Below are 19,282 nucleotides of genomic sequence, written 5' to 3' on the forward strand. Positions count from 1 at the left end.
AGGGCTAACCGGCGGGCCTGATGCCGAAGGGGCCGTTGCAGTCAGCCCTGCACTGTCCAGAGCATGGTCTGCACCTGGATGTGGGGGTGGCTTTGCAGAGGCTCCCACTCATCAATGAACGCGAACCCCTGGCGCAGATAGAAACTCGCGGCCCTGGCATTGGCGGGGGAGACGTCGAGGAACACCCGCTCATGGCCTTGTTCCCGTGCGCGCGACTTCACCGCTTCCACCAGCCGGGCCGCCACGCCGGAGCCACGGGCCGCGGGTGCGACCCACATGCCGATCAGGTTGTAGCGGTTTGCCTCACTGACTGCGGCGCCGATCATTCCCAGGGGCTGGCCATCCTTGATGGCCAGCCAGAATGCGCTGGCCGCGCCCGAGGCACGTTCCTGCCACTGCTGGTCACTGTACCGGGCGGCACTCTGGTAGCTGACCCCGAACGCGGTCGGGGCGTCCTGCAGCGCGGCGAGACGAACTTGCTTCAACAGCCTCCAGTCCTTGGTTTGCGTCGGTCGAATATCCATGGTGGTCTTCAGGTCGAGTGAGGCAGCAACCTCTCACAAGGCTGGCGCAGGAACAAGCGCGCCTTGCCCGGTGCTGCGCTTGCCGGCGGCCTGCGCTTGCCATTTGCCAGCATCTTGTCGCTGATGAAACGCTGGCTATATGATCGCGCGTCATGCCATTGGCCACTTGCGTGGCCGGCGTTTCCTCATCGGTTCTACAGGGATGTTCCAGGGATGAAAATCAAGAGCAATACAGGTCTGCACAAGGAAGGCCGGCTGGCTGCACGACTGGCCGGCTGGTTGCTGGCGCCGTGCATGCTGGCGGCTTCGATGCTGGCCCAGGCCGGTGCGCCGATCCCTCCCGGCGCAGTGCTGGCGGTGATGCAGAACGTCGAGGTGCCGGACCAGGATGAAGAGGTGGAACTGGAAGACGGCGTTACCGCCACCTTCTGGTACGGCCAGGAGCTGGACTTCGACGGCAAGCACTACTACGCCACCTTTGTCTGGCACACCCGGGACCGCGCCGCCCGCGAGGGCGAGGATTTTGCCGCGCCGGAGGTTCAGGTACGGCTGGCCGATGCCACCTTCGAACTCACCAACCCGGGCCAGAAGCAGGCCTATTCCATCCGCAGCATCGAACGCAAGATCGGCTTCTTCGGCGGCGGCGAGAAGCCCGAGGAAGTGGACACCAAGCGCAAGGCCGTTGAGCACCGTACCGCAGACGGCCGCCTGCTGCTGGCGGTGCCTACGGCCACTTTCGACGATGGGGTGATCACCAGGGGCTACACCATGCTGGTGTTCAATCCGAACAAGAAACCCGAAGACGATGGCTGGGTCTGGTCCTATGTAGGCCAGGTGCGCACCGGCGAGGACAACTCCGCGGCCTGCGACGACGGCGCGGTCATGCCCTGCATCGGCAGCGACGGTGAGCTGAGCTTCGTCGCCGGCCAGGAGCCGCTGCCGCAGGTGCAGGTCAAGGTCAGCGGCACTACCTTCGAGGGCCCGGGAAAGGTCCGTTCGCTGGCGGCCGCAGACAACCTCACCTATGTCTTCGACAGCAAGGCCGAGCAGTACGTCAGCCGCTAGTTGCGACAGCGACGGCCAGGTAGCGCAGCCTTGCCAAACCCACGATCCTCCAGAGAGGATCGTGGGGCGCTTTCACCCCGGTCCGGCACAGCCATCATCCAAGGAAACGGCGAATGAGTACGCGTATCGACATGCTGATGAACCCGGGGCCGGAGGTGCGCGCTGCGATCCTCGAGCCCTTGCGGGCCCACAACCGGGCCCAGGCGGGCGATCCCAAGCCCGAGGCCATCGCCCTGGTGGTTCGCGACGAGCACAGCGGTGAGATTCTCGGTGGCCTGCAGGCGGAGATTTTCTATCGCTGGATGTTCATCGAGCTGCTGGCGGTCCCCGAGCAGACACGGGGCCAGGGCACGGGCTCGCAATTGCTGAACATGGCCGAGGAGCTGGCCCGGGAAAAGGGCTGTATCGGCATCTGGCTCGATACCTTCGACTTTCAGGCGCCGCAGTTCTATCAGCGGCATGGCTTCAGCGAATTCGGCCGGCTGGAGGATTTCCCGCCGCAGCACCGGCGTTTCTTCCTGCACAAACGCCTGGTCTGAACCTTCGAGCCCTGGCTGGCGAATCCGCATGCAGCGCGTTCCCGCAGCCTGGGCCGCGGCTACTCAGGCGTGGGCATCGACGCCGATCCGCGCCAGTAGCCAGTCCTGATAGAGCGCGGGGCTGTCGGTGGTCTGGCCGCCGTTTTTGGCAACGACCGTCTTGCCGTCCAGGCGCCCGATTTCCATCAGGTATTGCAGGCCCTTGAGCACATGGGTGGCGTCGTCCTTGCCCAGGGACTGCACATCGGGCAGTTGGACGGAGTTGCTCTTGTCGTCGAATGTCGCCCAGGTGGGGTTGGCTCTGTATTGGGCTATCAGTTTGGCGTCCGAGATTTGCGATTCATGAAAACTGGCGTCGATCTTCGCCTGCATTTGCGGCGTTGCATTCTCTACCTGGATTTTCATGGACTTCAGCGTGCCATTCTCCAGCGCCCTGGTGATTCCCTTGAGGCCCATGGCTACGAGGGATGTCGAGTTTGAGATGCTTCCTGTCATGAGACTGCTCCTGGGTGGGTTCTGGCCAAGCAGAGCAAAACCCGGGCCATGAGCCCTGAACATGATGCGGCGCGGCGTTGGCAGCGGCGCCAGCAGCGATGGCGGGCAGAAGTTGGCCGTAGTGGGCAAGGGATTGCCATTGGATCGCCTGCTTTTGCCAGCCACTACTGCCCCGAGGCGGATATCGACCCGTGTCCGCCGCCCTGGTGGCCGTGAAGAAAAACTCGATCTGCATGGCCAATCGGCGCACAGTGGCCGCCTGTACTGTTGCCACTTCCGATTGCCCGCCCATGACCCAGCCCCGAACCCCCACCGCACTCGCGGCCCTGATTGCCCGGCACACCCCGCACTCCGGCGACTTTCCCAGCGCCGTGCCCAACCTGACCTTGCACCGCCGTTCCACGCCGACCTCGGCCATTCCCTGCATCTACAGCCTGGGCCTGGGGGTGATTGCCCAGGGCGGCAAGCAGGTGCTGCTGCAAGAGGCGGTGATCAATTACCGGGCCGGGCAGGGCATGCTGACCAGCATCGACCAGCCGGTGGTGGCCCGGGTGACCGAGGGCTCGGCGGCCGAACCCTTCCTGGGCATGATGCTGACCCTGGACATGCACCAGATCCTGCAAACCGCCGCGCAGATGCAGCCGCCACCGCCTTCGCGGGCCAGCGATTATCGGACGGTGGTGGTGGATGAACTGGAGCCGGGGCTGGCCAGCGCTCTGGAGCGGCTGGTGGGCTTGCTCGACGAGCCGGCGCTGATTCCCCAGCTGGCGCCATTGATCCAGCAGGAAATCATCGTCCGGCTGTTGGCCGGGCCTTACAGCCTGGCGTTGCAGCAGTTGCTGGCGGTGGGTTCGCCGACCCAGCAGATCTTCAAGACCGTGGCCTGGCTCAAACAGAACTTCACCCAGCCGTTGCGCGTCGATGATCTGGCGCAGCGCGCCCATATGAGCCCGTCCACCTTCCGCCAGCATTTTCGCGCCATCATCGGCGTCAGCCCGCTGCAGTTCCACAAGCAGTTGCGCCTGCAGGAAGCCCGGCAGTTGATGCTCAGCCAGAACATCGATGCCGGGCGCGCCGCGGGGCTGGTGGGCTATGAAAGTGCTTCGCAGTTCAGCCGGGAATACAGCCGGGTGTTCGGCGCGCCGCCGCAGCGGGATATCCGCAGGATGCGCGAGGCCGGGTAAGGGCCAGGTTGCAGTGCAGGGTTCAGCGAAATAGGCAAACAGGCTGTGGCGCGGCTCTGGGCGCCTAACCATTCGATCCGCCACGGATAGGCTTGTTTCTAGCTGTTTGTGTTGCAGCGAAACGCCCTTCGGGGTGAGCCGGCAGAATCCGCAAAACAGGCAAACTTGCCGTCAGAATAGGCAAGGTTTCGCCGCGAGCCATTTCTATACTGGTGCCCGACGACGCAGCAGCCCCAAGGCCTGCCGTGTCCCGGGCGCTTTCGGTAACGCCCGACTCCGCACTCCCGCACACGGGAGCGAGCGGTCCGCCTATCGATCCAGACGAGCCTGCCCAGGGCGGCTCAAGGAGTACGGTCATGAGCAACAGCATCGAACACGTCAGCTTCCCCAACTTCGGCTGGGACAACGCCGCGGACATCTATCTGCCGGCGGATTTCGACCCGGGCAAGCGCTACCCGGCCATCGTCAGCACCCATCCCATCGGCAGTTGCAAGGAGCAGACCTCCGGCAACATCTACGCCGCCGGGCTGGCCCGGGCCGGGTTTGTGGTCATCGCCTTCGACGCCAGTTTCCAGGGCGCCAGCGGCGGCCAGCCACGCTTTATCGAAGACCCGGCCATTCGCGTGTCGGACATCCGTTTCGCCATCGACTACCTGGTGACCCTGCCTTATGTCGACCCCGAGCGCATCGGTGCCATCGGTGTCTGTGGTGGCGGTGGCTACACCATCCAGGCGGCAATGACCGACTACCGGATCAAGGCCCTGGCCTCCATTACCGGGGTCAACTTCGGCCGCCTGATCCGCGAAGGTTTCAGCAACTTCGATCCGGTCAGCGCCTTGCACGCCATGGCGAAGCAGCGCACCGCCGAGGACCGGGGCGAGGCGCGTCATGTGATCGACTACCTGCCAGCATCGGTAGCCGAGGCGCAGCAGAACGGCATCAGCGACATCGACGTACTGGAAGCCACCGAGTACTACAAGACCGCCCGGGGCCAGCAGCCAAACGGCGCCACCAGCGGTCTGTTTTCCTTCAATAGCGCGGCCTTTGGCTGGGATGCCTTCCTGCAGGCCGAGGTGCTGCTGACCCAGCCACTGATGGTGGTGGTCGGCGACAAGCCCGGCGGCTTCGGTGCCTACCGCGACGGCCTGGAAATCCATGGCCGCGCGGCCTCCCGGGACAAGCATCTGGTGGTCGCTGAAGGCGGGTCCCACTACGACCTGTACGACCGCGCCGAAACGGTGGCGCTGGCCATGGCGCAATTGGTGCCGTTCTTCCAGCAGCACCTGTAAGGGGAGAGGCAGCCGCCGCTGTCGCCTGGCCGGCGACGGCGGCTTTGTCGCGCCCGGGCGCCAAACCGCTCCCCCGGCAGGCCGCCGGTGAGCAGCAGGCTGGTGAAGCTCAGGGGTAGGCGTTGATGACTCATTGCAGGGCCGTGATGCCGGCATCCCGGTCCCGGGCGATGGATTCCAGGGCGACATTGACGATCGAGGTGTCGAGGATCACCACCCCATAGCTCCGGCAGGGGGCGATCAGTACCTGGCGTCGCAGGCGGTGCTCGAGGTCCATGGGGGCGTATTTCCTTTGCCGCAGTGCGGTGCGACTATACGAACCTTTTTGCACACACTGCTTCGGGCTGGATCGAAGTGTGCGGCGAAACCTTTGCCGAGCCGGTGCGGGGGGCATGCTCATCATCCTGTCCGATGGCAGCTCGCTGTCCGCCAGCGCCCTGGCCGAAGCGGCGGGGATGTCACCGCAGACCGCCAGTTCGCATCTGGCCAAGCTGCTGGAGAGCTTTTGCAAGCTGGGCTGGGAGCAGTTGCAGCGCCAGCCGGGTGTCCAGCCGCTGGCCTGAAGCCCTTGTGGCCAGCCAGCGAAAGCCCCTTCAAGCCATTACCCCAAGGAATGACGAATGAGCCGCCTGCCCCTGCAACACATCGACCTGAGCCAGGTGACGAGCACCGCTGAATTGCACCTGGTGCTGCGCGATGCCCTGGGTTTTCCCCATTGGTACGGCTGTAACTGGGACGCCTTCTGGGACGCCATTACCGGGCTGGTGGAAATGCCCGAACAGTTGCATATCAGCGGCTTGCCAGCATTGTCCCGGCGCCTGCCCCGGGACGCGCAACTGCTGCTGCAATGCCTGGAGCGGATGAAGGTCCAATACCCGACGCTGGCTGCGGACCTGCTGTTGGAGCCAGCCAAGCCTTAGTCCTGCCTATCGCCGGACGCGCAATTGAGCCACGACGCTGCCAGGCAAGGGTTTATTCTTTCCCGAGGCAGTGAACAGCCACCCATGGAGACGCCTGTGAGCATCAAAGACCATCCCGAGGATTACCAGGACCTCAGGCGCGCCGTCGCCTTGCTGGAGTCGCCTTCACTGACGGCGCGCCTGGCCGGGCTGCTGGGTTCGCCCATCGAAAGTGCGGTCAAGGCGCTGCCGGCAGTGGTGGCGAAAAAGATCAACGGCGCGGTGGTGGCGGCCCTGCACAGCTCCGCCGATGCGGCGCTGTGGAGCCTGGACAACGCGCCCAAAAAACCGGCATCGACCTTGCTGCACAAGATGTATGCGGCCACTTCCGGCGCTGTGGGCGGGGCCTTCGGTTTCGCCGCGCTGTTTGTCGAGTTGCCCATTTCCACCACCATCATGATGCGCTCGGTGGCCGATGTGGCCCGCAGTGAAGGCTTCGATCTGGCGGATTTTGCCACCAAGCAGGCCTGCATCGAAGTGTTCGCCATGGGCGGCAACAGCCAGGCCGACGACGCCACGGAAACCGGCTACTACATCACCCGCAGCTTCACCACCCAGGCCATGCAGCAACTGTCCAAGGAGCTGGCGGCCATTGCCGCCAAGCGCGGGGCCGGGGCGGTGGGCAGCTTGTCGCCGGGGCAGGTGGGCAAGTGGCTGGCCCTGCTGATCGAGAAAGTCGCTAGCCGTTACGGCGTGACCATCTCCAGCAAGTTCGCGGCCCAGGCGGTGCCGGTGATCGGCGCCTTTACCGGCGCCACCATCAATGCGCTGTTCACCGACTTCTACCAGGACATGGCCCGTGGGCACTTCACCGTCAAGCGCCTGGAGCACAAGTACGGTTTTGAGCAGATCAAGGACGAGTATGCGCACATCCTGCGCAAGCAGCTGGCAGGCTAGGGCGGTATCCACATGAGCGACTTTCCCGTTATCCGCACCCCGCGCCTGATCCTCAGGGAACTGTGCCCGGCCGATGTCCCGGCACTGTTCGCGATCCACAGCGACGCCGATGCCATGCAGTGGTTCGGCACCGACCCCATCACCGACTATCCGCGGGCCGAGCAACTGCTGGCGCTGTTTGCCAGCTGGCGCAGCCTGCCCAACCCGGGGACGCGCTGGGCCATCGAGCGCCACAACCAGCCGGGTTTGCTGGGTACCTGCGGCCTGTTCAAATGGAACCGGCAGTGGCGCAGTTGCGCCGTCGGCTTCGAACTGGCGAAGTCGGCGCAAGGGCAGGGGCTGATGGGGGAAGCATTGCAAGCCATTGTTGGCTGGGGGTTTGAATACATGGCATTGAACCGCATCGAGGCCCAGGTACACCCGCAGAACCTGGCGTCGCTCCGGTTGCTGGAGCGGGCAGGGTTTGTCCGCGAAGGGGTTTCACGGCAAGCGGGTTACTGGCTGGGCGCCCATCATGATCTGGTTCAGTACGCGCTGCTGCGGGCAGAGTTTACAGCGCGATGAGCCTCCCCAATCGCCCGTGTACTTGATCCAGACCGTGCACCCTTCATAAAACTCAGGCGTTGCGCAGGATCGCGGCGGCCTGCTTGACCTTGTTGTCTTGAACCAGTTGAAACAGACCACGTTCCACATCGGCGACGCGAGCCTCTGGCAGGTAGCTCCGAGCTATGTCAGCCAGGCGTTCGCACCAGCTCTCGTAAGCGTTCGAATTGGCTTTACTGATACGGATCCGGGTCGGGTCCTGTTTGATTGCCGCCAGGACGGTGTCGCTGTGGACCTGCTGGATTTTCATGATCTGCAGGTCCAGGGTGGCCGACTGGAGCGGGTCGAGAAACATGCGGATCTTGCTGACAAACGACACACTGGAAAACTGCGGCATCTTCAGGCTGGCGATCTCGTAAAGTGCCGGGCGCGGTTGCTCCTTGAACAGCGCCGAGGCCTGTGCGATCTGCAAGTCTTTGACCCCGGAGCGGAAGCGGCCAACACGGACATTGGCCAAGCCACCCATTTGAGTGAACCCCCAATAGAGAACATTCGATAGCCCGTCCTTGACGGTGTTCAGCGAGTCGCTAAGGAGTTGTTGGCGAATCCGGGTTTCCAGTTCGGACATGGACAGCCGCACAACGGGCGTCTGGCGGGCAAAGTCAAAATGCGCAGTGGGGAAGGCATAGCCTGCTACCGCATCGGCCAATGTTTTCGCTTGCTCAGGACTCAGTGGCATTACGTGTTCCTTGCGTCGTTATAGGGGGGATGGCGGGCGACCTTTCAGCTGTTGCCCGGCTCCGGCACATCGCTGTCCGCGACGGGCTCCAAGTCGTGATAGGAAGGAAAAACCTTCCTGTTAGTGATCTTCAAGGCGGTTGGTTGCTCGAGCCCGTGGGTTTTACTGGAGTTCCAGGTGCGCCGTTCGCCGCAGTAGGTATGCACCACCTCCGAGTTGTCCCAGAACAGGCGCTCCAGCAGGGCTTCGTACTCGGCCAGCCACGAATCATCGAAGATGTAACTGCCTTTGGGGGAGGTGGCGAAGTGCAACATATGCCCGAAGTAGCAGTGCCCCCGGCTGTTTGGCAGCACGCTGAAAAGCGCCCGGGTGATCTGCGCCCCCGTCACTGGCAGGCTTTGCAGCACCGCACGATTGTGCGCTTCGGCAGCCGGCGAAGGGTCAAAGCAATGGATGTATCCATACAGGTTGCCGCTCATGGGGTCAGTTGCCTGCGTTATGGGTTGATTGGCGGCATCCGTTGTTGCGGGCCAGTCGATCGATCGCTTGCACGCCGGCGCGCATTTTTTCCACGGCGCTGGCATTGGCCGAGTGGATGTGAATACGCGGCGGATGAAAACCATTGAGGGCCACGGCCTCTTCGATCCACAGGATCACGTCGTAACCGGTGCCGCGCTGATCATCTCCGAGGTCGTGGTCGAGGCTGATGTCCTCGACGCCACCGGCCTTCAGCAGCGCGATCACTTCGTCCGGCCAGTAGGCGCGAACCCAGCCTTGCGGGGTTTGGCGTTCGTCGTCGAGGTAGATTTTCATGGGCCTGTTTACTCTTTCTGATGCAGTTCAAGCATCGGCGTCGTTCGCGATGACATGCAGCACAAGGCTTAGCGAGTCGTCGGTGAGCAGCGGTGGGTGATCCTGATGCCGCTTGTCGATGAAAAAAAGCGCACCCGGCGCTGTTTCAGCGGGCATGGAGAGGCAAGGGTAGAGTCGGTTTTTACTGGCCTCGGCATACTGGATATGAACCTCGCTGTGCTCAATCCAGATCCTGCTCGATTGACCGGAGCAACTCAGGAACAAGGTGCTGAAACTGGATTGCTCCTGCTCCAGCGGCATTGATTGAGACTCGCCGTGCCGGCCTTTGCGAATGGCTCGTGCCATGGCATTGAATGCTTTGGGTGTGCCAAAGAAATGCAATTCCTGCCCGTTCAGTCTTGCCAGCACGTCGAGTTTCCTTTCGTATCGCGTCGGTCAACGCTGGGTCATTGCAACCTGCGCCGGAGCGCTGACAGGACCGAGTCAGCGTGGCAGAGTGGCCTGTCCAGAGGAATGGCGCCGGCTGTTTCAGGTGCCAAGGTGATCGTGCTGGGCACGCCCTGGTCGCAGAGCTGCTGTTGAGCTTGCAACAGGACTCGGCGGCTGCCTGTAAGCCAATGCTTGTTCTGCTCTGACAGCAGTGCAGCGACTTGCGGTGGGTGGTCTTTTACGGTGGATGTCTGGATGGATTTTCGCCCAGCTGTATACCCCGATATTGAGCAATAAGCCATTGCCGGGCTCAAGGTTGCATTGTTTCTCCGGCACTGGATTAGTCCGCCGCACTTGTGTAGAAACGCTCCTTCCTTCAACCCGGCACCCGTTGCCACCCCAGGTAGAACGCCATGCGGCCCAACGCCGAACTGCGATTGTTTGCACTGCCCCTGTGCGCTGGCCTGGTCTACGCCGTGATCAAGGGCCTGATCAAGGGCTGGAATGGCACGGAGCTGTTTTCCGGGTTTCTGTTTGGCAGTGTGATCGCCATGGTCCTGGGCATTCCCCTGTTGCTGTGGACTGAGCGGCGCTGCCCGCAGGCCAGGGCGCGCTACCTGTGGATCAGCCTGATCCTGAGCCTGGTGGCCACGGTGCTGGTGCGTACTTCATGGATGCAGCTGTTGCTGCTGCCGCTGGCGGGCGGGCTGGCCTTGGCTGGCTTGTACAGCCTGCTGAGCCGTGGGATTGATCAGCTGTCGGTGCCGCCCCATGGGCGAGGGCAGGGCTTGCGGCGGCTGCTGGCGGTGCCGCTGTCGGGGGCGCTGACCCTGGGGGGCGTTGCGGTAACGCTCTATCCCAAGGGCGCGGAAAGCCTGCCGGTATTCTTGCTGGGGGCCATGATCGGTGCCTGGATCAGCATGCTGGTCAGTTGGCCGGTGCTGTGGCTGGTGGAGCGCTTTCTCGCCACTGGCTGGCGCTATGTGATCGGCGGTGGCCTCAGTGGCGTGCTGATCTGGCTGCTGTCCGGCGCCCCGGGGCTGTTCGCCGGGTCCCTGAAGGGGGCTTCGGGGCTGGACTACTGGATCCCCTTGCTCAACCGTGGGATCTTTCCGTTCCTGCTGCTGGGGCTGCTGGGCGGTGGGCTGTTCACGGTGCTCCACGGCATCGGCCCGCGCCGCCGTCCGGCCGCTTACGACTGAATTAGATTGCCCAAAGGTCCTGCCTGATGAACCTCAGCCCCATCACCCACGTCGCCTTCGAGGATGAAATGCTTTGCCTGAGTTGGGCCGACGGCTTGCGGCTGCGCCAGCCCCTGAGCCGTTACAGCCGGCTGCGGGAGGCCACGCCCGAGCAGCGGGCGGATTTTGCCATCGCACCTCGGGGCTGGTCCGTGTCCTGGCCGCACCTGGGCGAGCCGGTGCTCAGTCTCAACGCCATCGACTGGATCTGGGAATGCCTGTGCGATGAGTCCATGGCTCGCCTGAAGGCCCTGGACTGGCAACTGCAGCAACTGCCGGCGGACGACCAGGCCATCGTCGCGCTGTGGCGGCTGGAGGCGGACGGCTACAACGGCGGCTTCCTGCAGTTCTTCTGCAACTGGGGGCAGCAGACCTGCGAGCTGGCGCTCAGCACCCTGGCCGCGATCGGCGCGCGCAACACTCGGGCCCTGGTCAGCCGCCAGCGCCAGCTGATCGCGCACCTGGAAGGCCACCCGCAACTGGAGCAACTGTGGGACATTCCCGGGCTGCTGAGCGACGAGGAACATGAGCTGATCAGTGGCGAACTGGACGAGCAACTGTGGTCGGCGATGGAGGAGGTCCCGGCCTTGGCGGTGAAGTATTTTTACGTTGGCTGAGGGGCCTGGCGCCGTGTTCTAATGCCGCGCCTCGTCTCGGCAAATGGACTTCACCCCATGTCTGAACCCCGCATCCGCGCGCTCGCGCTGTGCATCTTCCATCACCAGGGCAAGATCCTGGTCAATCAGTTCTTTGATGCCGACAAGCAACAGATGCTGTTTCGCCCCCTGGGTGGCGGCATCGACTTTGGCGAGCACAGTGCCCAGGCAATCGTTCGGGAAATACAGGAAGAGCTGGGGCTGTCGATCAACAGCCTGCGCCTGATCGGCACCCTGGAAAGCCTGTTCACCTATGCCGGCAAGCCCGGCCACGAGTTCGTCCAGGTCTACGACGCCCGCTTCGACGATCCGAGTGTCTACCAGCGTGCCCAGCTCGATGCCCGGGAAAGCGATGGCGCGCCCTTCGTGGCCCGCTGGCAGGGCAGCGCCAGCTTCACCGAGCAGACGCCGCTGGTTCCCGCGGGCTTGGCGGACCTGCTCAAGCAGGCGGGCCTGCTTGGCTGACGGGCACTGATGCTGCTTGGTGCCCTGCCGGGCGGGGTGGCCCGGCAGGGCCGCCGGCTCAGAAGTCCCAGCGGGTGCTGAGCATGAAGTTGCGGGGTTCGCCGTAGGCTGCCGAGTTATAGAAACCGACGTTGGTGTAGTAGGACTTGTCGAAGATGTTGTTGACGTTGAGGGTCGCCGACAGGTTCTGGGTGATCTGGTAGCGGGTCATCAGGTCCACCAGCCAGTAGGCCTCCTGGGAAATGTCTTCGTTGATCTTGCGCGGTGCGTTGTAGACCGAATACCAGCCCTCGCTCTGCCAGCGCAGGCCGCCACCGACGGTCAGCTTGTCCAGGTCGCCCTTGAGCTTGTAGCTGGTGTAGAGGTTGACCTGGTCCTGCGGCTCGAAGGTGGAGATCTTGTCGCCCTCGTCATCACGCACGATCTTGTGGGTGTAGCCGGCCTGCACTTGCCAGCCCGGGCTCAGTTCGCCGGAAATCTCCAGCTCGTAGCCCTTGGTGACCGCCTTGGCGCCCTTGAACGCGTAGTTGTCGGGGGTGGGCGACTGGTTGTTGTAGGCATCGTCCGGCACCGAGCGGTTGGTCTCGTGCACTTCGAAGTAGGCCAGGCTGCTGTTGAGGCGGCCTTCGAAGAACTCGCCCTTGAGCCCCAGCTCGTAGTTCTGGCCTTCGTCCGGGTTGAGCAGCTTGCTGTCCTTGTCCTTGTTCCAGCTTTCCTGGGGCATGAAGATATCGGTGTAGCTGGCGTAGACCGAGAAGTGGTCGTCGAGGTCGTAGACCGCGCCGACGTAGGGCACGAAGCGTCCGCTTTCCTTGTAGGACGGGGTCAGGCCGGTGAGGTGATAGTTGACCACGCGCCCGCCCAGAAACAGGTTCAGGTCGTCCATCAGGTTGAGGCGGGTGGTCATGTAGGTGCCGGTCTGGCGCACGGTGTCGTTGGTGCGCTGGGCCGGCAGCCCCCAGATGGGCCGTTCGATCTTGCCGTGCCAGTTGTAGAAGTCCACCACGTTACCCTTGCCCCCGGGGAAGTCCGGGGACCAGTAGCCCTTGCCGGTCCAGCGCGAGTTGGCGATGGAGCCGCCCAGCACCAGTTCATGCTCGCGGCCGAACAGATTGAAGGGGCCGCTCAGGTACAGGTCGGCGGAATCGCTGGTGGTGTCGCCGGTGTACTTCTGTGCGTTGACCTTGGCCGTGCCATCGGTCTGCGGCTCGTCGAACTGGATCGAGCCGAGCTCGGCGTGGTAGCTGTTGATCTTGTGGTCCAGTTGCAGCTTGGTGACCCAGCCATCCCCCAGGTCGTGTTCGAGCATGGCAAAAGCGGTGCGGGTGTATTGCTCCCAGCCGCTCCAGGTCGCGCCGTTGTTGTAGGAGCGCGACATGCTGTTGTGCCCGCCGGTGGCGTTGATCAGCGGGAAGGTGCCGGACCAGCTGGAGCCCTTGGGGATGTTGTCCTGGTAGTCGCCGCCCACGGTCAGCAGGGTGTCGGGGGACAGGTCGAATTCGAGGATGCCGTAGTAGGTCGAGGTCTTGCGCGAATAGTGGTCGAGGAACGACTGCTTGTCCTGGTAGGCCGCCACTGCGCGGCCGCGAACATTGCCGGTTTCGGTCAGCGGCCCGCTGACGTCCAGTTCGCTGCGGTAGTTGTCCCAGGAGCCCATGCCCAGGGAGGCGTGGCCCTGGAACTGGGCGGTGGGCTTCTTGCGCACCAGGTTGATGGTGGCGCCCAGGGAGCCGGCGCCGGTCAGCAGGCCGGTGGCACCCTTGAGCACTTCCACCCGGTCGTAGATGGCCATGTCGCTGAGGGTGTTGCCAGCCGAATAGGCGACGTTGCGCACGGTGGAGGGAATGCCGTCGTACTGGAAGTTGTTGATCGAGAAACCGCGGGCGTAGTAGTTGGTGCGGTCGGTGTCGTAGGCCGAGACGGTGATGCCCGGCGTATGGCGCATCACGTCGTCGACGTTGTTGAGGCCGAAATCTTCCATGTGCTGCCGGGTGACCACGGTGATCGACTGCGGTGTCTGCCGCGGGGTCAGCACCATGCGGGTCGCCGTGGCGATGGTGCCTGGGGTGTAGGAGCCGCTGCCTTCGGTGACGGTGCCCAACTGGTTGCTGACGATCTGGGTGGCCTCCAGCTCCACGGCCTGGCTGCTCTGGGGCAGGCGCGTCAGCAGCACCGCGTTGGCGCCGTTGCGTTCAAAACCCAGGCCGGTGCCTGCCAGCAGCTTGCCCAGTGCCTGTTCCGCGCTCATGCGTCCGCTGACCCCCGCCGACTCGATCCCCTGGGCCAGTGCCGCGGAGTAGGCGATCTGCAAACCGCACTGGGTACTCAGTTGGTCCAGGGCATTGGCCAGGGACTGGCGGGCGATGGCAAAACTGTAGGTGGCGGTTGCCTGGTTGCCGGTAGCGGTGGTGGGCTCGACCGCCATCACGGGGTTGCAGGCCAGGCAGATGGCCAGCGCGAGGATGCTGCGGGCCGGGGTGAGTGTTGGAAGGTGCATGGAAGTCCCGTACGAAATAGGAATGATTTGCATAAGCAAACACCCTGACGGGTTGGCCTCGGCAAAGCCGTAAAACTTTTTTCAGCCCCCCCGGGCAGTGTTTCAGCGCAGTACCAGGATGCCGCCCGGCAGGCGGGTGAGCTCGGTGGCGGTGACTTTGCTCAGGGCCCGGACAATGGCCTGCGGGTCATCGAGCTGGTAGTTGCCGCTGACTTTCTGCTGCGCCGCGTCGGCGTTGAACAGCAGGATCGGTGCGCGATGGTAACGCCGCAGCTCCTGCAGAACCTGGGCCAGGGGCGCGTTCTGGAAGGACAGGCGGCCGTTGATCCAGGCCAGTTGCCGTTCGCTGCCCTCGGGGTTCAGGGGCAGCAACTGATGGCCCTGCAACTGTTGCCAGTTGCCGGCTTGCAGCAGGCTCTGCTGGCCGTTTTCGTCGGCCAGGCGTACCCGGCCTTCGCGTACGGCCACGGTCACCCCGTCGGCCTGGCGGCTGACGCTGAAGCGGGTGCCGACCACGGTCACCGTGGCGCTGCCGGCCTCGATGGTCAGCGGCCGGGCCGGGTCGTGGAAGGCCTCGACATAGAGCTCGCCGCGCAGCAGCTGGATGCGCCGCCGGGCGTTGCTGAAGTCGCTGCTGATGGCGCTGTCGCTGCCCAGCACGATGTGCGAACCATCGGCCAGGTCGAAGCGCTGGAGTTCGCCGACCGCGCTCAGGTGATCGGCCTGCAGGCGCAGTGGCAGGTCGCTGAACCAGCCGGCACCGAGCATCACCAGCACCGTGGCCGCAGCGGCCAGCCAGCGAGTGCGGTGGCGTTTTCTGCGCGGCGTGGCGGGGGCCGGGGCGGCCGGCAGGTCCAGGCCCAGCGCCAGCTGTTCCAGGGCCTGTTCGAAGGCGCTGGCCTGCCACAGGTCTTCCAGGGCGCGGTAGGCCTCGGCGTGCTGCGCATGGCTGTTGCGCCACTGTTCAAAGCGCTGGCGCAGCGGCAGGTTGTGGGTCATGGCCTCACGCTGGGTGAACCAGTAGCTCGCCTGCTCGCGAATGGCGTCGCCGGGAAGGGCGCTGAGGTGTTCAGTCATCGGGGTTCTGCCGGTCGGTGGCTTTGATGCAGGCATTGAGTGCATGGCGCAGGTCCTTTTCCACCGTGCTCAGGGAAACCTGCAAGCGCTGGGCAATCTGGCTTTGCGAAAGATCGTGCAGTTTATGCAAAACCAGGATTTGTTGCTGGCGCTTGGGCAGGGTGGCCAGTACCTGTTGCAGCAAGTGCAACTGCTGCTGGCCCTGGACATGGCTTTCCGGCCCGGGGGCAGCGGTGGGCACTTCGCTGAGCTGGCTGGCGTCGGTGGGCTGGTACTCGAAGCGGCGTTTGCTGCGCTGGCTGCGCAGGTGATCGAAGGCCAGGTACTGGGCGGTCTGATAGAGGAACGGCTGCAAGTGCTCGATGGGGCGGGCGTTGAGCGCCTTGGCCACCCGCAGGTAGGTCTCCTGGGCCAGGTCCTCGGCCAGGTTGGCGCACCCCACCACCCGCGCAAGCATGCGGATCAGCCCCCCGCGCTGTGCAATGAACAGCGCGCTGAGTTGTTGCTGGTCGTCTCCGGTTTCCATCGCCCACTGCTCCCACTACCTGATACGGCTCAGCGTGAATGGCTGGGCATTCTAATGAGAATTCTTATCATTACCAGCGAATTTCCACGGGAGCCTTGTCCTGGGCTTTGTGCAGGGCTTGCGGCACCAGGGAATGATTCGCGCGGCCCATGGTCGATTCAACATGGCCCCCGGTGACCCGTTCGCTCCCCCTCGACGCGCCATCGTGCGGGCAATGCAACCGGTTGCGCCGCTCTGCCGCCAGGTACGTTCAGGGGCGGCGCTGGCAGGGGGTAAAGGTTTTTCGGGAAGGATCGATCATGCGCTGGATTGTCAGGACCCTGTGTTTTGCCTTGTTGTTGCCCGCAGCCCAGCTCTGGGCCGCCGACCCGCAGCCGGCGGTCCAGGCCGCTGCCCAGGACAAGGCCCAGGCGCTGGAGCAGAAAGCCGCGGACAAGGAAAGCCCGAAGGTCGAGCCCCAGGCCGCACCCATCACCAAGAACGAAGTGCAGGCCGTGGACCCGGCCGGCCAGGCCCCGGTGGACGACGCCATCACGTGCCTGTCGCGGACCATCTACTGGGAAGCCAAGGGCGGTGAAAGCGCCGATATGGAGGCCGTGGCCAATGTGGTGCTGAACCGCCTGGGCCATGAGGGTTTTCCCGGGACGGTGTGCGAAGTGGTCAAGCAGGGTTCGGAAAAAAGCCCCTGCCAGTTCTCCTGGTGGTGCGATGGCCGGCCCGACCAGGTGGAGGAAGAGGGCCGCTATACCATCGCCAAGGAAATTGCCCGCAAGGCGCTGAACCAGCAGCTCAAGGACCGTACCGGCGGCGCGCTGTTCTTTCACGACCGCAGTGTTTCGCCGGACTGGTCCCGGGCCTATATCAAGACCACCGAGATCGGCAGCTTCAGCTTCTACAAACCCAAGGACGTCGCGGCGCGCTAGTGGCGTGGGTTTGAGTCGTGGGTACGGGCCTGGTTGTCCTGGCGTAGCCAGCGTTTGCCGAGGGTGGTCAGCCGATGGCGGATGGGCTGGCTGAACATTTTTTGCGAGACCTGGTGCAGCAGGCTTTCGCACAGCTCGCGATCCAGCGGGAAGCCGGCTTCCAGCCATGCCACAGCACAGTGCTCCCAGTGTTCGGAGCCGGACCCCAGGGCGCTCAGCAGCAACTGGCGCAGGCACAGCGGTTCACCCGGCGGGGGTTCTATCCTGAGCCCGGCGAGGGCGCCAGGCAGGTCGGCTGCGACCGATTCGTAGGGGCGTTCAAGCAACGGCAGGAGCCAGACGTAGCTGAAGTGCCGGGTCATGACAGGGGCATTCCTCTGGGTGCGGCGTGGCTTATTGCACTTGGTCGAACTGATCGGTGATTGCATACCAGTCGGCCTTCATGGCCACGCAGTAATGCTGTTGCCTGGGGGCTGCGAAGGGCGTGTCCAGGGTGGCAATGGCGATGGAAATCCACTGGCGATATTCGCCCTGGGTGTCCTGCCAGAACAACGAAGAGCCGCAGTGGCAGCAGAACTGGCGCAGCACGCCAGGGGAGGATTCGTACACCTTGAGCGCCGATCTCTGGTCGCGGATTTCCAGATTCGCACGCGGCGTACTGGCGTAGGAAGCAAAGGCCGCGCCGTGGCCCTTCTGGCACTTGTGGCAATGGCAGTGGGTGACGGCTTTCAGCGCGCCGCACACTTGGTAAGTCACCGCGCCGCACAGGCAACTGCCTTGATGCTGGTTTTGCATGGTCAGGGTTTCCGAAGTTTCAGGGCCAGCATTGCCGCGAGTGGGTGAACCCTTTATAAAACGCCGGCTGCTGATCGCAGCAGCTGCCCAGGAACCCGACCCGCAAGGAGCGACATAGTGAGTCAATCGCCTCATCCCCTCAACACCTGCATAGGGCGCGTGCGCCTGCCGGGTCTCGCCGGCCTGTTGCTGGCGCTGGCCGGCTGCGGCGCCCTGACCGATGTGCGGTCCTTTTCCACGCCCTATTCCACGCCGCCGGGTGGCGAAACCGTGCGCCTGCGGGTGATCAGCGACGGCATGGTGCGCGGTGTGCCCAGGTCCGACTGCGTGGATTTCCGCCTGCCCGGTGCCGGGGTCGTGGTGGCTGCCCGGGACGGCTACGCCAACCGTAACGGTGAAAGCCTGGGCATGGCGGCGCCGCAGACTCCCGCAGTGCCCGGTACCCGGACCGAAGTGCTGGTGCCGACCGGGCAGCCCATGGCGTTTCACTACCTGGGCAACCAGTGCTACAACCTGTTCAGCTTCGTGCCCAAGGCAGGCATGGACTACCAGCTGGAAGCCTCGGGGATGTACAAGTGCGCGGTGATGCTCAAGCAGGCGCCGCTTGGCTCGAAGGAATATGCTGCGGCCCCGTTGAAAGACAGCAAGCTGTGCCGGGTGACGGACAACCTGTAACGCCCCGGACCTGAACCCGGGCAGAGGAGAGAGGCACCATGCAGGCCTTGGAAAACCGCATTCCACCCCCCCTTGTCGCGGTCCTGTTCGCCGTGTTGATGGGGCTGCTTGCGCGCGGCTTGCCGGGCCTGGATCCGGGCTTGGGCACACGCCTGTTGCTGGCGCTGCCGCTGGTGATGGCCGGGCTGCTGTTTGTCCTGGCCGGAGGGCTTGCCTTTCGCCGGGCCAAGACCACGGTCAACCCGCTGAAACCCGCCAGCGCCTCGGCCCTGGTCACCTCGGGGATCTACCAGTACACACGCAACCCGATGTATGTCGGCTTTGCCCTGTGGCTGCTGGCCTGGGGGCTGTACCTGGCCTCGCCCCTGGTGCTGCTCGGCGTGCTGGGGTTCGTCCTGTACATGAACCGCTTTCAGATCTACCCCGAAGAACGGGCGCTCGGGCAATTGTTCGGGGCTGATTTTGCGGCGTATCGCCAGCGTGTGCGGCGCTGGCTTTAGGCGGTACGGCTGTTCAAGCCGCCACTTGCGCCTGCAGTTGCAACTGGCCATCCACTTCGCGGGTCAGGCCGCTGGCGACGAATAGCGGAACCAGCAATTTGTGCAGTTGGGGGTCGACGAATTCCTTGACCGTTGCCAGGTCCAGATCGCCGCTCGCCGGCAGCTCGGCCTTGGTGAAGGACAGCCAGGCTTTCTTCAGGGCCTGCAGCACATCGCTGCCGGCGGTGGAGGCGAAGCGCCGGTTGGCCACCCGGCCGGCGAAGTTGAAGGTGTGCTGGTAGTCGTAGCCGCTCTCGTCACCCTGGCTGGCGACGCAGCGACCACAGGAGCAGGGGCCATCGGCGAAGGCCGCGCGCAGGTAACTGTTGAAATCGACGATGGGCTTGAGGGCCAGGCGCTTGTCGACTTCGAACAGGTCCCCGGTCATTTTTGCTTCACTGCTCAAGGTCAT

General features: G+C 64.0%; 27 protein-coding genes. 14 read left to right on the forward strand and 13 right to left on the reverse strand.

The features are described 5' to 3' along the window. Positions 1–41: 41 nt before the first annotated feature. A complete protein-coding gene (locus F6S12_RS04095) occupies positions 42–524 on the reverse strand; it encodes a GNAT family N-acetyltransferase (protein ID WP_315868732.1) in 483 nt (160 codons plus the stop codon). Between the two features lie 213 nt (positions 525–737). Here F6S12_RS04095 and F6S12_RS04100 point away from each other — a divergent pair, with 213 nt between their 5' ends. Together F6S12_RS04100 and F6S12_RS04105 are read left to right on the forward strand one after the other, a co-directional pair. Continuing rightward, positions 738–1,589 carry a hypothetical protein gene (locus F6S12_RS04100; RefSeq protein WP_315868733.1) on the forward strand — a complete coding sequence of 284 codons (852 nt, stop codon included), beginning with the start codon at positions 738–740 and terminating at the stop codon, positions 1,587–1,589. Positions 1,590–1,702: 113 nt separating this feature from the next. Further along, positions 1,703–2,128 carry a GNAT family N-acetyltransferase gene (locus F6S12_RS04105; protein WP_011060675.1) on the forward strand — a complete coding sequence of 142 codons (426 nt, stop codon included), beginning with the start codon at positions 1,703–1,705 and terminating at the stop codon, positions 2,126–2,128. Positions 2,129–2,191: 63 nt separating this feature from the next. Here the strand turns inward: F6S12_RS04105 and F6S12_RS04110 are convergent, their stop codons facing one another. Then, entirely contained in the window at positions 2,192–2,623 is a 432-nt protein-coding gene (locus F6S12_RS04110; protein WP_015635144.1) for a hypothetical protein, read from the reverse strand. 233 nt (positions 2,624–2,856) lie between these two features. On the opposite strand from F6S12_RS04110, the gene F6S12_RS04115 reads away from it, so the two are divergent. Further along, positions 2,857–3,807, forward strand: a complete 951-nt coding sequence (locus F6S12_RS04115; RefSeq protein ID WP_072452465.1) for an AraC family transcriptional regulator — start codon at positions 2,857–2,859, stop codon at positions 3,805–3,807. Between the two features lie 356 nt (positions 3,808–4,163). Beyond that, positions 4,164–5,096 (forward strand): alpha/beta hydrolase, encoded by a 933-nt coding sequence (locus F6S12_RS04120; protein ID WP_315868734.1) that lies wholly within the window; start codon positions 4,164–4,166, stop codon positions 5,094–5,096. 130 nt (positions 5,097–5,226) lie between these two features. Here the strand turns inward: F6S12_RS04120 and F6S12_RS04125 are convergent, their stop codons facing one another. Beyond that, positions 5,227–5,373 carry a hypothetical protein gene (locus F6S12_RS04125; RefSeq protein ID WP_019095005.1) on the reverse strand — a complete coding sequence of 49 codons (147 nt, stop codon included), beginning with the start codon at positions 5,371–5,373 and terminating at the stop codon, positions 5,227–5,229. A 115-nt stretch (positions 5,374–5,488) separates the two neighbouring features. Here F6S12_RS04125 and F6S12_RS04130 point away from each other — a divergent pair, with 115 nt between their 5' ends. The 4 genes from F6S12_RS04130 to F6S12_RS04145 all read left to right on the forward strand — a co-directional run bounded on the left by F6S12_RS04130 (position 5,489) and on the right by F6S12_RS04145 (position 7,516). After that, entirely contained in the window at positions 5,489–5,659 is a 171-nt protein-coding gene (locus tag F6S12_RS04130; protein ID WP_019095004.1) for a winged helix-turn-helix transcriptional regulator, read from the forward strand. A gap of 57 nt (positions 5,660–5,716) precedes the next feature. Beyond that, a complete protein-coding gene (locus F6S12_RS04135) occupies positions 5,717–6,016 on the forward strand; it encodes a barstar family protein (RefSeq protein WP_015635147.1) in 300 nt (99 codons plus the stop codon). Positions 6,017–6,100: 84 nt separating this feature from the next. Continuing rightward, positions 6,101–6,952: an EcsC family protein gene (locus tag F6S12_RS04140; RefSeq protein WP_315868735.1), complete on the forward strand. Its 852-nt coding sequence runs from the start codon at positions 6,101–6,103 to the stop codon at positions 6,950–6,952. Between the two features lie 12 nt (positions 6,953–6,964). Next, positions 6,965–7,516, forward strand: a complete 552-nt coding sequence (locus F6S12_RS04145) for a GNAT family protein (protein WP_315868736.1) — start codon at positions 6,965–6,967, stop codon at positions 7,514–7,516. Positions 7,517–7,568: 52 nt separating this feature from the next. On the opposite strand, the gene F6S12_RS04150 is transcribed toward F6S12_RS04145, so the two are convergent. The 4 genes from F6S12_RS04150 to F6S12_RS04165 are packed head-to-tail and all read right to left on the reverse strand — an operon-like array spanning position 7,569 to position 9,455. Then, the gene (locus tag F6S12_RS04150) at positions 7,569–8,234 is read right to left on the reverse strand and encodes a hypothetical protein (RefSeq protein WP_315868737.1); all 666 of its coding nucleotides are present in this window, start codon (positions 8,232–8,234) and stop codon (positions 7,569–7,571) included. A 44-nt stretch (positions 8,235–8,278) separates the two neighbouring features. Continuing rightward, the gene (locus tag F6S12_RS04155) at positions 8,279–8,713 is read right to left on the reverse strand and encodes a hypothetical protein (protein WP_077933860.1); all 435 of its coding nucleotides are present in this window, start codon (positions 8,711–8,713) and stop codon (positions 8,279–8,281) included. A gap of 4 nt (positions 8,714–8,717) precedes the next feature. Then, positions 8,718–9,047: a cyclic-phosphate processing receiver domain-containing protein gene (locus F6S12_RS04160; protein WP_011060685.1), complete on the reverse strand. Its 330-nt coding sequence runs from the start codon at positions 9,045–9,047 to the stop codon at positions 8,718–8,720. A 27-nt stretch (positions 9,048–9,074) separates the two neighbouring features. Beyond that, on the reverse strand, positions 9,075–9,455 hold the full coding sequence (locus F6S12_RS04165; protein ID WP_041752167.1) for a hypothetical protein: 381 nt from the start codon (positions 9,453–9,455) through the stop codon (positions 9,075–9,077). A gap of 434 nt (positions 9,456–9,889) precedes the next feature. Here F6S12_RS04165 and F6S12_RS04170 point away from each other — a divergent pair, with 434 nt between their 5' ends. From F6S12_RS04170 to F6S12_RS04180, 3 genes are read left to right on the forward strand one after another with little or no spacing between them, the layout of a single operon-like run. Beyond that, positions 9,890–10,678 (forward strand): hypothetical protein, encoded by a 789-nt coding sequence (locus tag F6S12_RS04170; RefSeq protein WP_015635152.1) that lies wholly within the window; start codon positions 9,890–9,892, stop codon positions 10,676–10,678. 26 nt (positions 10,679–10,704) lie between these two features. Then, positions 10,705–11,334, forward strand: a complete 630-nt coding sequence (locus F6S12_RS04175) for a DUF4375 domain-containing protein (protein WP_011060688.1) — start codon at positions 10,705–10,707, stop codon at positions 11,332–11,334. A 57-nt stretch (positions 11,335–11,391) separates the two neighbouring features. Next, entirely contained in the window at positions 11,392–11,838 is a 447-nt protein-coding gene (locus F6S12_RS04180) for an NUDIX hydrolase (protein ID WP_169893659.1), read from the forward strand. 58 nt (positions 11,839–11,896) lie between these two features. On the opposite strand, the gene F6S12_RS04185 is transcribed toward F6S12_RS04180, so the two are convergent. The 3 genes from F6S12_RS04185 to F6S12_RS04195 all read right to left on the reverse strand — a co-directional run bounded on the left by F6S12_RS04185 (position 11,897) and on the right by F6S12_RS04195 (position 15,938). Further along, complete coding sequence (locus F6S12_RS04185) at positions 11,897–14,368, reverse strand: TonB-dependent siderophore receptor (RefSeq protein WP_315868738.1); 2,472 nt, start codon at positions 14,366–14,368, stop codon at positions 11,897–11,899. A 69-nt stretch (positions 14,369–14,437) separates the two neighbouring features. Continuing rightward, entirely contained in the window at positions 14,438–15,412 is a 975-nt protein-coding gene (locus tag F6S12_RS04190) for a FecR family protein (RefSeq protein ID WP_315868739.1), read from the reverse strand. After that, the gene (locus tag F6S12_RS04195; RefSeq protein WP_011060692.1) at positions 15,405–15,938 is read right to left on the reverse strand and encodes an RNA polymerase sigma factor; all 534 of its coding nucleotides are present in this window, start codon (positions 15,936–15,938) and stop codon (positions 15,405–15,407) included. Before F6S12_RS04195 ends, F6S12_RS04190 begins: the two co-directional genes overlap by 8 nt. Before the next feature lie 299 nt (positions 15,939–16,237). Here F6S12_RS04195 and F6S12_RS04200 point away from each other — a divergent pair, with 299 nt between their 5' ends. Beyond that, the gene (locus F6S12_RS04200) at positions 16,238–16,861 is read left to right on the forward strand and encodes a cell wall hydrolase (protein ID WP_011060694.1); all 624 of its coding nucleotides are present in this window, start codon (positions 16,238–16,240) and stop codon (positions 16,859–16,861) included. Here F6S12_RS04200 and F6S12_RS04205 read toward each other — a convergent pair. Continuing rightward, positions 16,858–17,223, reverse strand: coding sequence for a hypothetical protein (locus F6S12_RS04205; protein WP_015635158.1), 366 nt, complete (start codon positions 17,221–17,223; stop codon positions 16,858–16,860). The two genes, F6S12_RS04200 and F6S12_RS04205, sit on opposite strands and share 4 nt — an antisense overlap. Before the next feature lie 31 nt (positions 17,224–17,254). Then, complete coding sequence (locus F6S12_RS04210) at positions 17,255–17,656, reverse strand: GFA family protein (protein ID WP_011060695.1); 402 nt, start codon at positions 17,654–17,656, stop codon at positions 17,255–17,257. Between the two features lie 117 nt (positions 17,657–17,773). Here F6S12_RS04210 and F6S12_RS04215 point away from each other — a divergent pair, with 117 nt between their 5' ends. Further along, positions 17,774–18,331 (forward strand): hypothetical protein, encoded by a 558-nt coding sequence (locus F6S12_RS04215; protein WP_265578158.1) that lies wholly within the window; start codon positions 17,774–17,776, stop codon positions 18,329–18,331. Positions 18,332–18,369: 38 nt separating this feature from the next. After that, positions 18,370–18,831 (forward strand): methyltransferase family protein, encoded by a 462-nt coding sequence (locus F6S12_RS04220; protein ID WP_011060697.1) that lies wholly within the window; start codon positions 18,370–18,372, stop codon positions 18,829–18,831. 13 nt (positions 18,832–18,844) lie between these two features. Here F6S12_RS04220 and F6S12_RS04225 read toward each other — a convergent pair whose 3' ends face one another. After that, positions 18,845–19,282 carry a hypothetical protein gene (locus F6S12_RS04225; RefSeq protein ID WP_019094994.1) on the reverse strand — a complete coding sequence of 146 codons (438 nt, stop codon included), beginning with the start codon at positions 19,280–19,282 and terminating at the stop codon, positions 18,845–18,847.

Origin of the sequence: Pseudomonas sp. JV245A, from assembly GCF_032424515.1 — a bacterium.
GTDB classification, from domain to species: Bacteria; Pseudomonadota; Gammaproteobacteria; order Pseudomonadales; family Pseudomonadaceae; genus Aquipseudomonas; species Aquipseudomonas protegens.

Coding starts and splice junctions, on each gene's coding strand:
- F6S12_RS04155 (WP_077933860.1), bottom strand. CDS start 8,713: ATGAGCGGCAACCTGTATGGATACATCCATTGCTTTGACCCTTCGCCG.
- F6S12_RS04105 (WP_011060675.1), top strand. CDS start 1,703: ATGAGTACGCGTATCGACATGCTGATGAACCCGGGGCCGGAGGTGCGC.
- F6S12_RS04115 (WP_072452465.1), top strand. CDS start 2,857: ATGGCCAATCGGCGCACAGTGGCCGCCTGTACTGTTGCCACTTCCGAT.
- F6S12_RS04160 (WP_011060685.1), bottom strand. CDS start 9,047: ATGAAAATCTACCTCGACGACGAACGCCAAACCCCGCAAGGCTGGGTT.
- F6S12_RS04175 (WP_011060688.1), top strand. CDS start 10,705: ATGAACCTCAGCCCCATCACCCACGTCGCCTTCGAGGATGAAATGCTT.
- F6S12_RS04145 (WP_315868736.1), top strand. CDS start 6,965: ATGAGCGACTTTCCCGTTATCCGCACCCCGCGCCTGATCCTCAGGGAA.
- F6S12_RS04190 (WP_315868739.1), bottom strand. CDS start 15,412: ATGACTGAACACCTCAGCGCCCTTCCCGGCGACGCCATTCGCGAGCAG.
- F6S12_RS04195 (WP_011060692.1), bottom strand. CDS start 15,938: ATGGAAACCGGAGACGACCAGCAACAACTCAGCGCGCTGTTCATTGCA.
- F6S12_RS04100 (WP_315868733.1), top strand. CDS start 738: ATGAAAATCAAGAGCAATACAGGTCTGCACAAGGAAGGCCGGCTGGCT.
- F6S12_RS04210 (WP_011060695.1), bottom strand. CDS start 17,656: ATGCAAAACCAGCATCAAGGCAGTTGCCTGTGCGGCGCGGTGACTTAC.
- F6S12_RS04130 (WP_019095004.1), top strand. CDS start 5,489: ATGCTCATCATCCTGTCCGATGGCAGCTCGCTGTCCGCCAGCGCCCTG.
- F6S12_RS04120 (WP_315868734.1), top strand. CDS start 4,164: ATGAGCAACAGCATCGAACACGTCAGCTTCCCCAACTTCGGCTGGGAC.
- F6S12_RS04125 (WP_019095005.1), bottom strand. CDS start 5,373: ATGGACCTCGAGCACCGCCTGCGACGCCAGGTACTGATCGCCCCCTGC.
- F6S12_RS04095 (WP_315868732.1), bottom strand. CDS start 524: ATGGATATTCGACCGACGCAAACCAAGGACTGGAGGCTGTTGAAGCAA.
- F6S12_RS04220 (WP_011060697.1), top strand. CDS start 18,370: ATGCAGGCCTTGGAAAACCGCATTCCACCCCCCCTTGTCGCGGTCCTG.
- F6S12_RS04180 (WP_169893659.1), top strand. CDS start 11,392: ATGTCTGAACCCCGCATCCGCGCGCTCGCGCTGTGCATCTTCCATCAC.
- F6S12_RS04200 (WP_011060694.1), top strand. CDS start 16,238: ATGCGCTGGATTGTCAGGACCCTGTGTTTTGCCTTGTTGTTGCCCGCA.
- F6S12_RS04110 (WP_015635144.1), bottom strand. CDS start 2,623: ATGACAGGAAGCATCTCAAACTCGACATCCCTCGTAGCCATGGGCCTC.
- F6S12_RS04170 (WP_015635152.1), top strand. CDS start 9,890: ATGCGGCCCAACGCCGAACTGCGATTGTTTGCACTGCCCCTGTGCGCT.
- F6S12_RS04205 (WP_015635158.1), bottom strand. CDS start 17,223: ATGACCCGGCACTTCAGCTACGTCTGGCTCCTGCCGTTGCTTGAACGC.
- F6S12_RS04140 (WP_315868735.1), top strand. CDS start 6,101: ATGGAGACGCCTGTGAGCATCAAAGACCATCCCGAGGATTACCAGGAC.
- F6S12_RS04150 (WP_315868737.1), bottom strand. CDS start 8,234: ATGCCACTGAGTCCTGAGCAAGCGAAAACATTGGCCGATGCGGTAGCA.
- F6S12_RS04225 (WP_019094994.1), bottom strand. CDS start 19,282: ATGACCTTGAGCAGTGAAGCAAAAATGACCGGGGACCTGTTCGAAGTC.
- F6S12_RS04135 (WP_015635147.1), top strand. CDS start 5,717: ATGAGCCGCCTGCCCCTGCAACACATCGACCTGAGCCAGGTGACGAGC.
- F6S12_RS04185 (WP_315868738.1), bottom strand. CDS start 14,368: ATGCAAATCATTCCTATTTCGTACGGGACTTCCATGCACCTTCCAACA.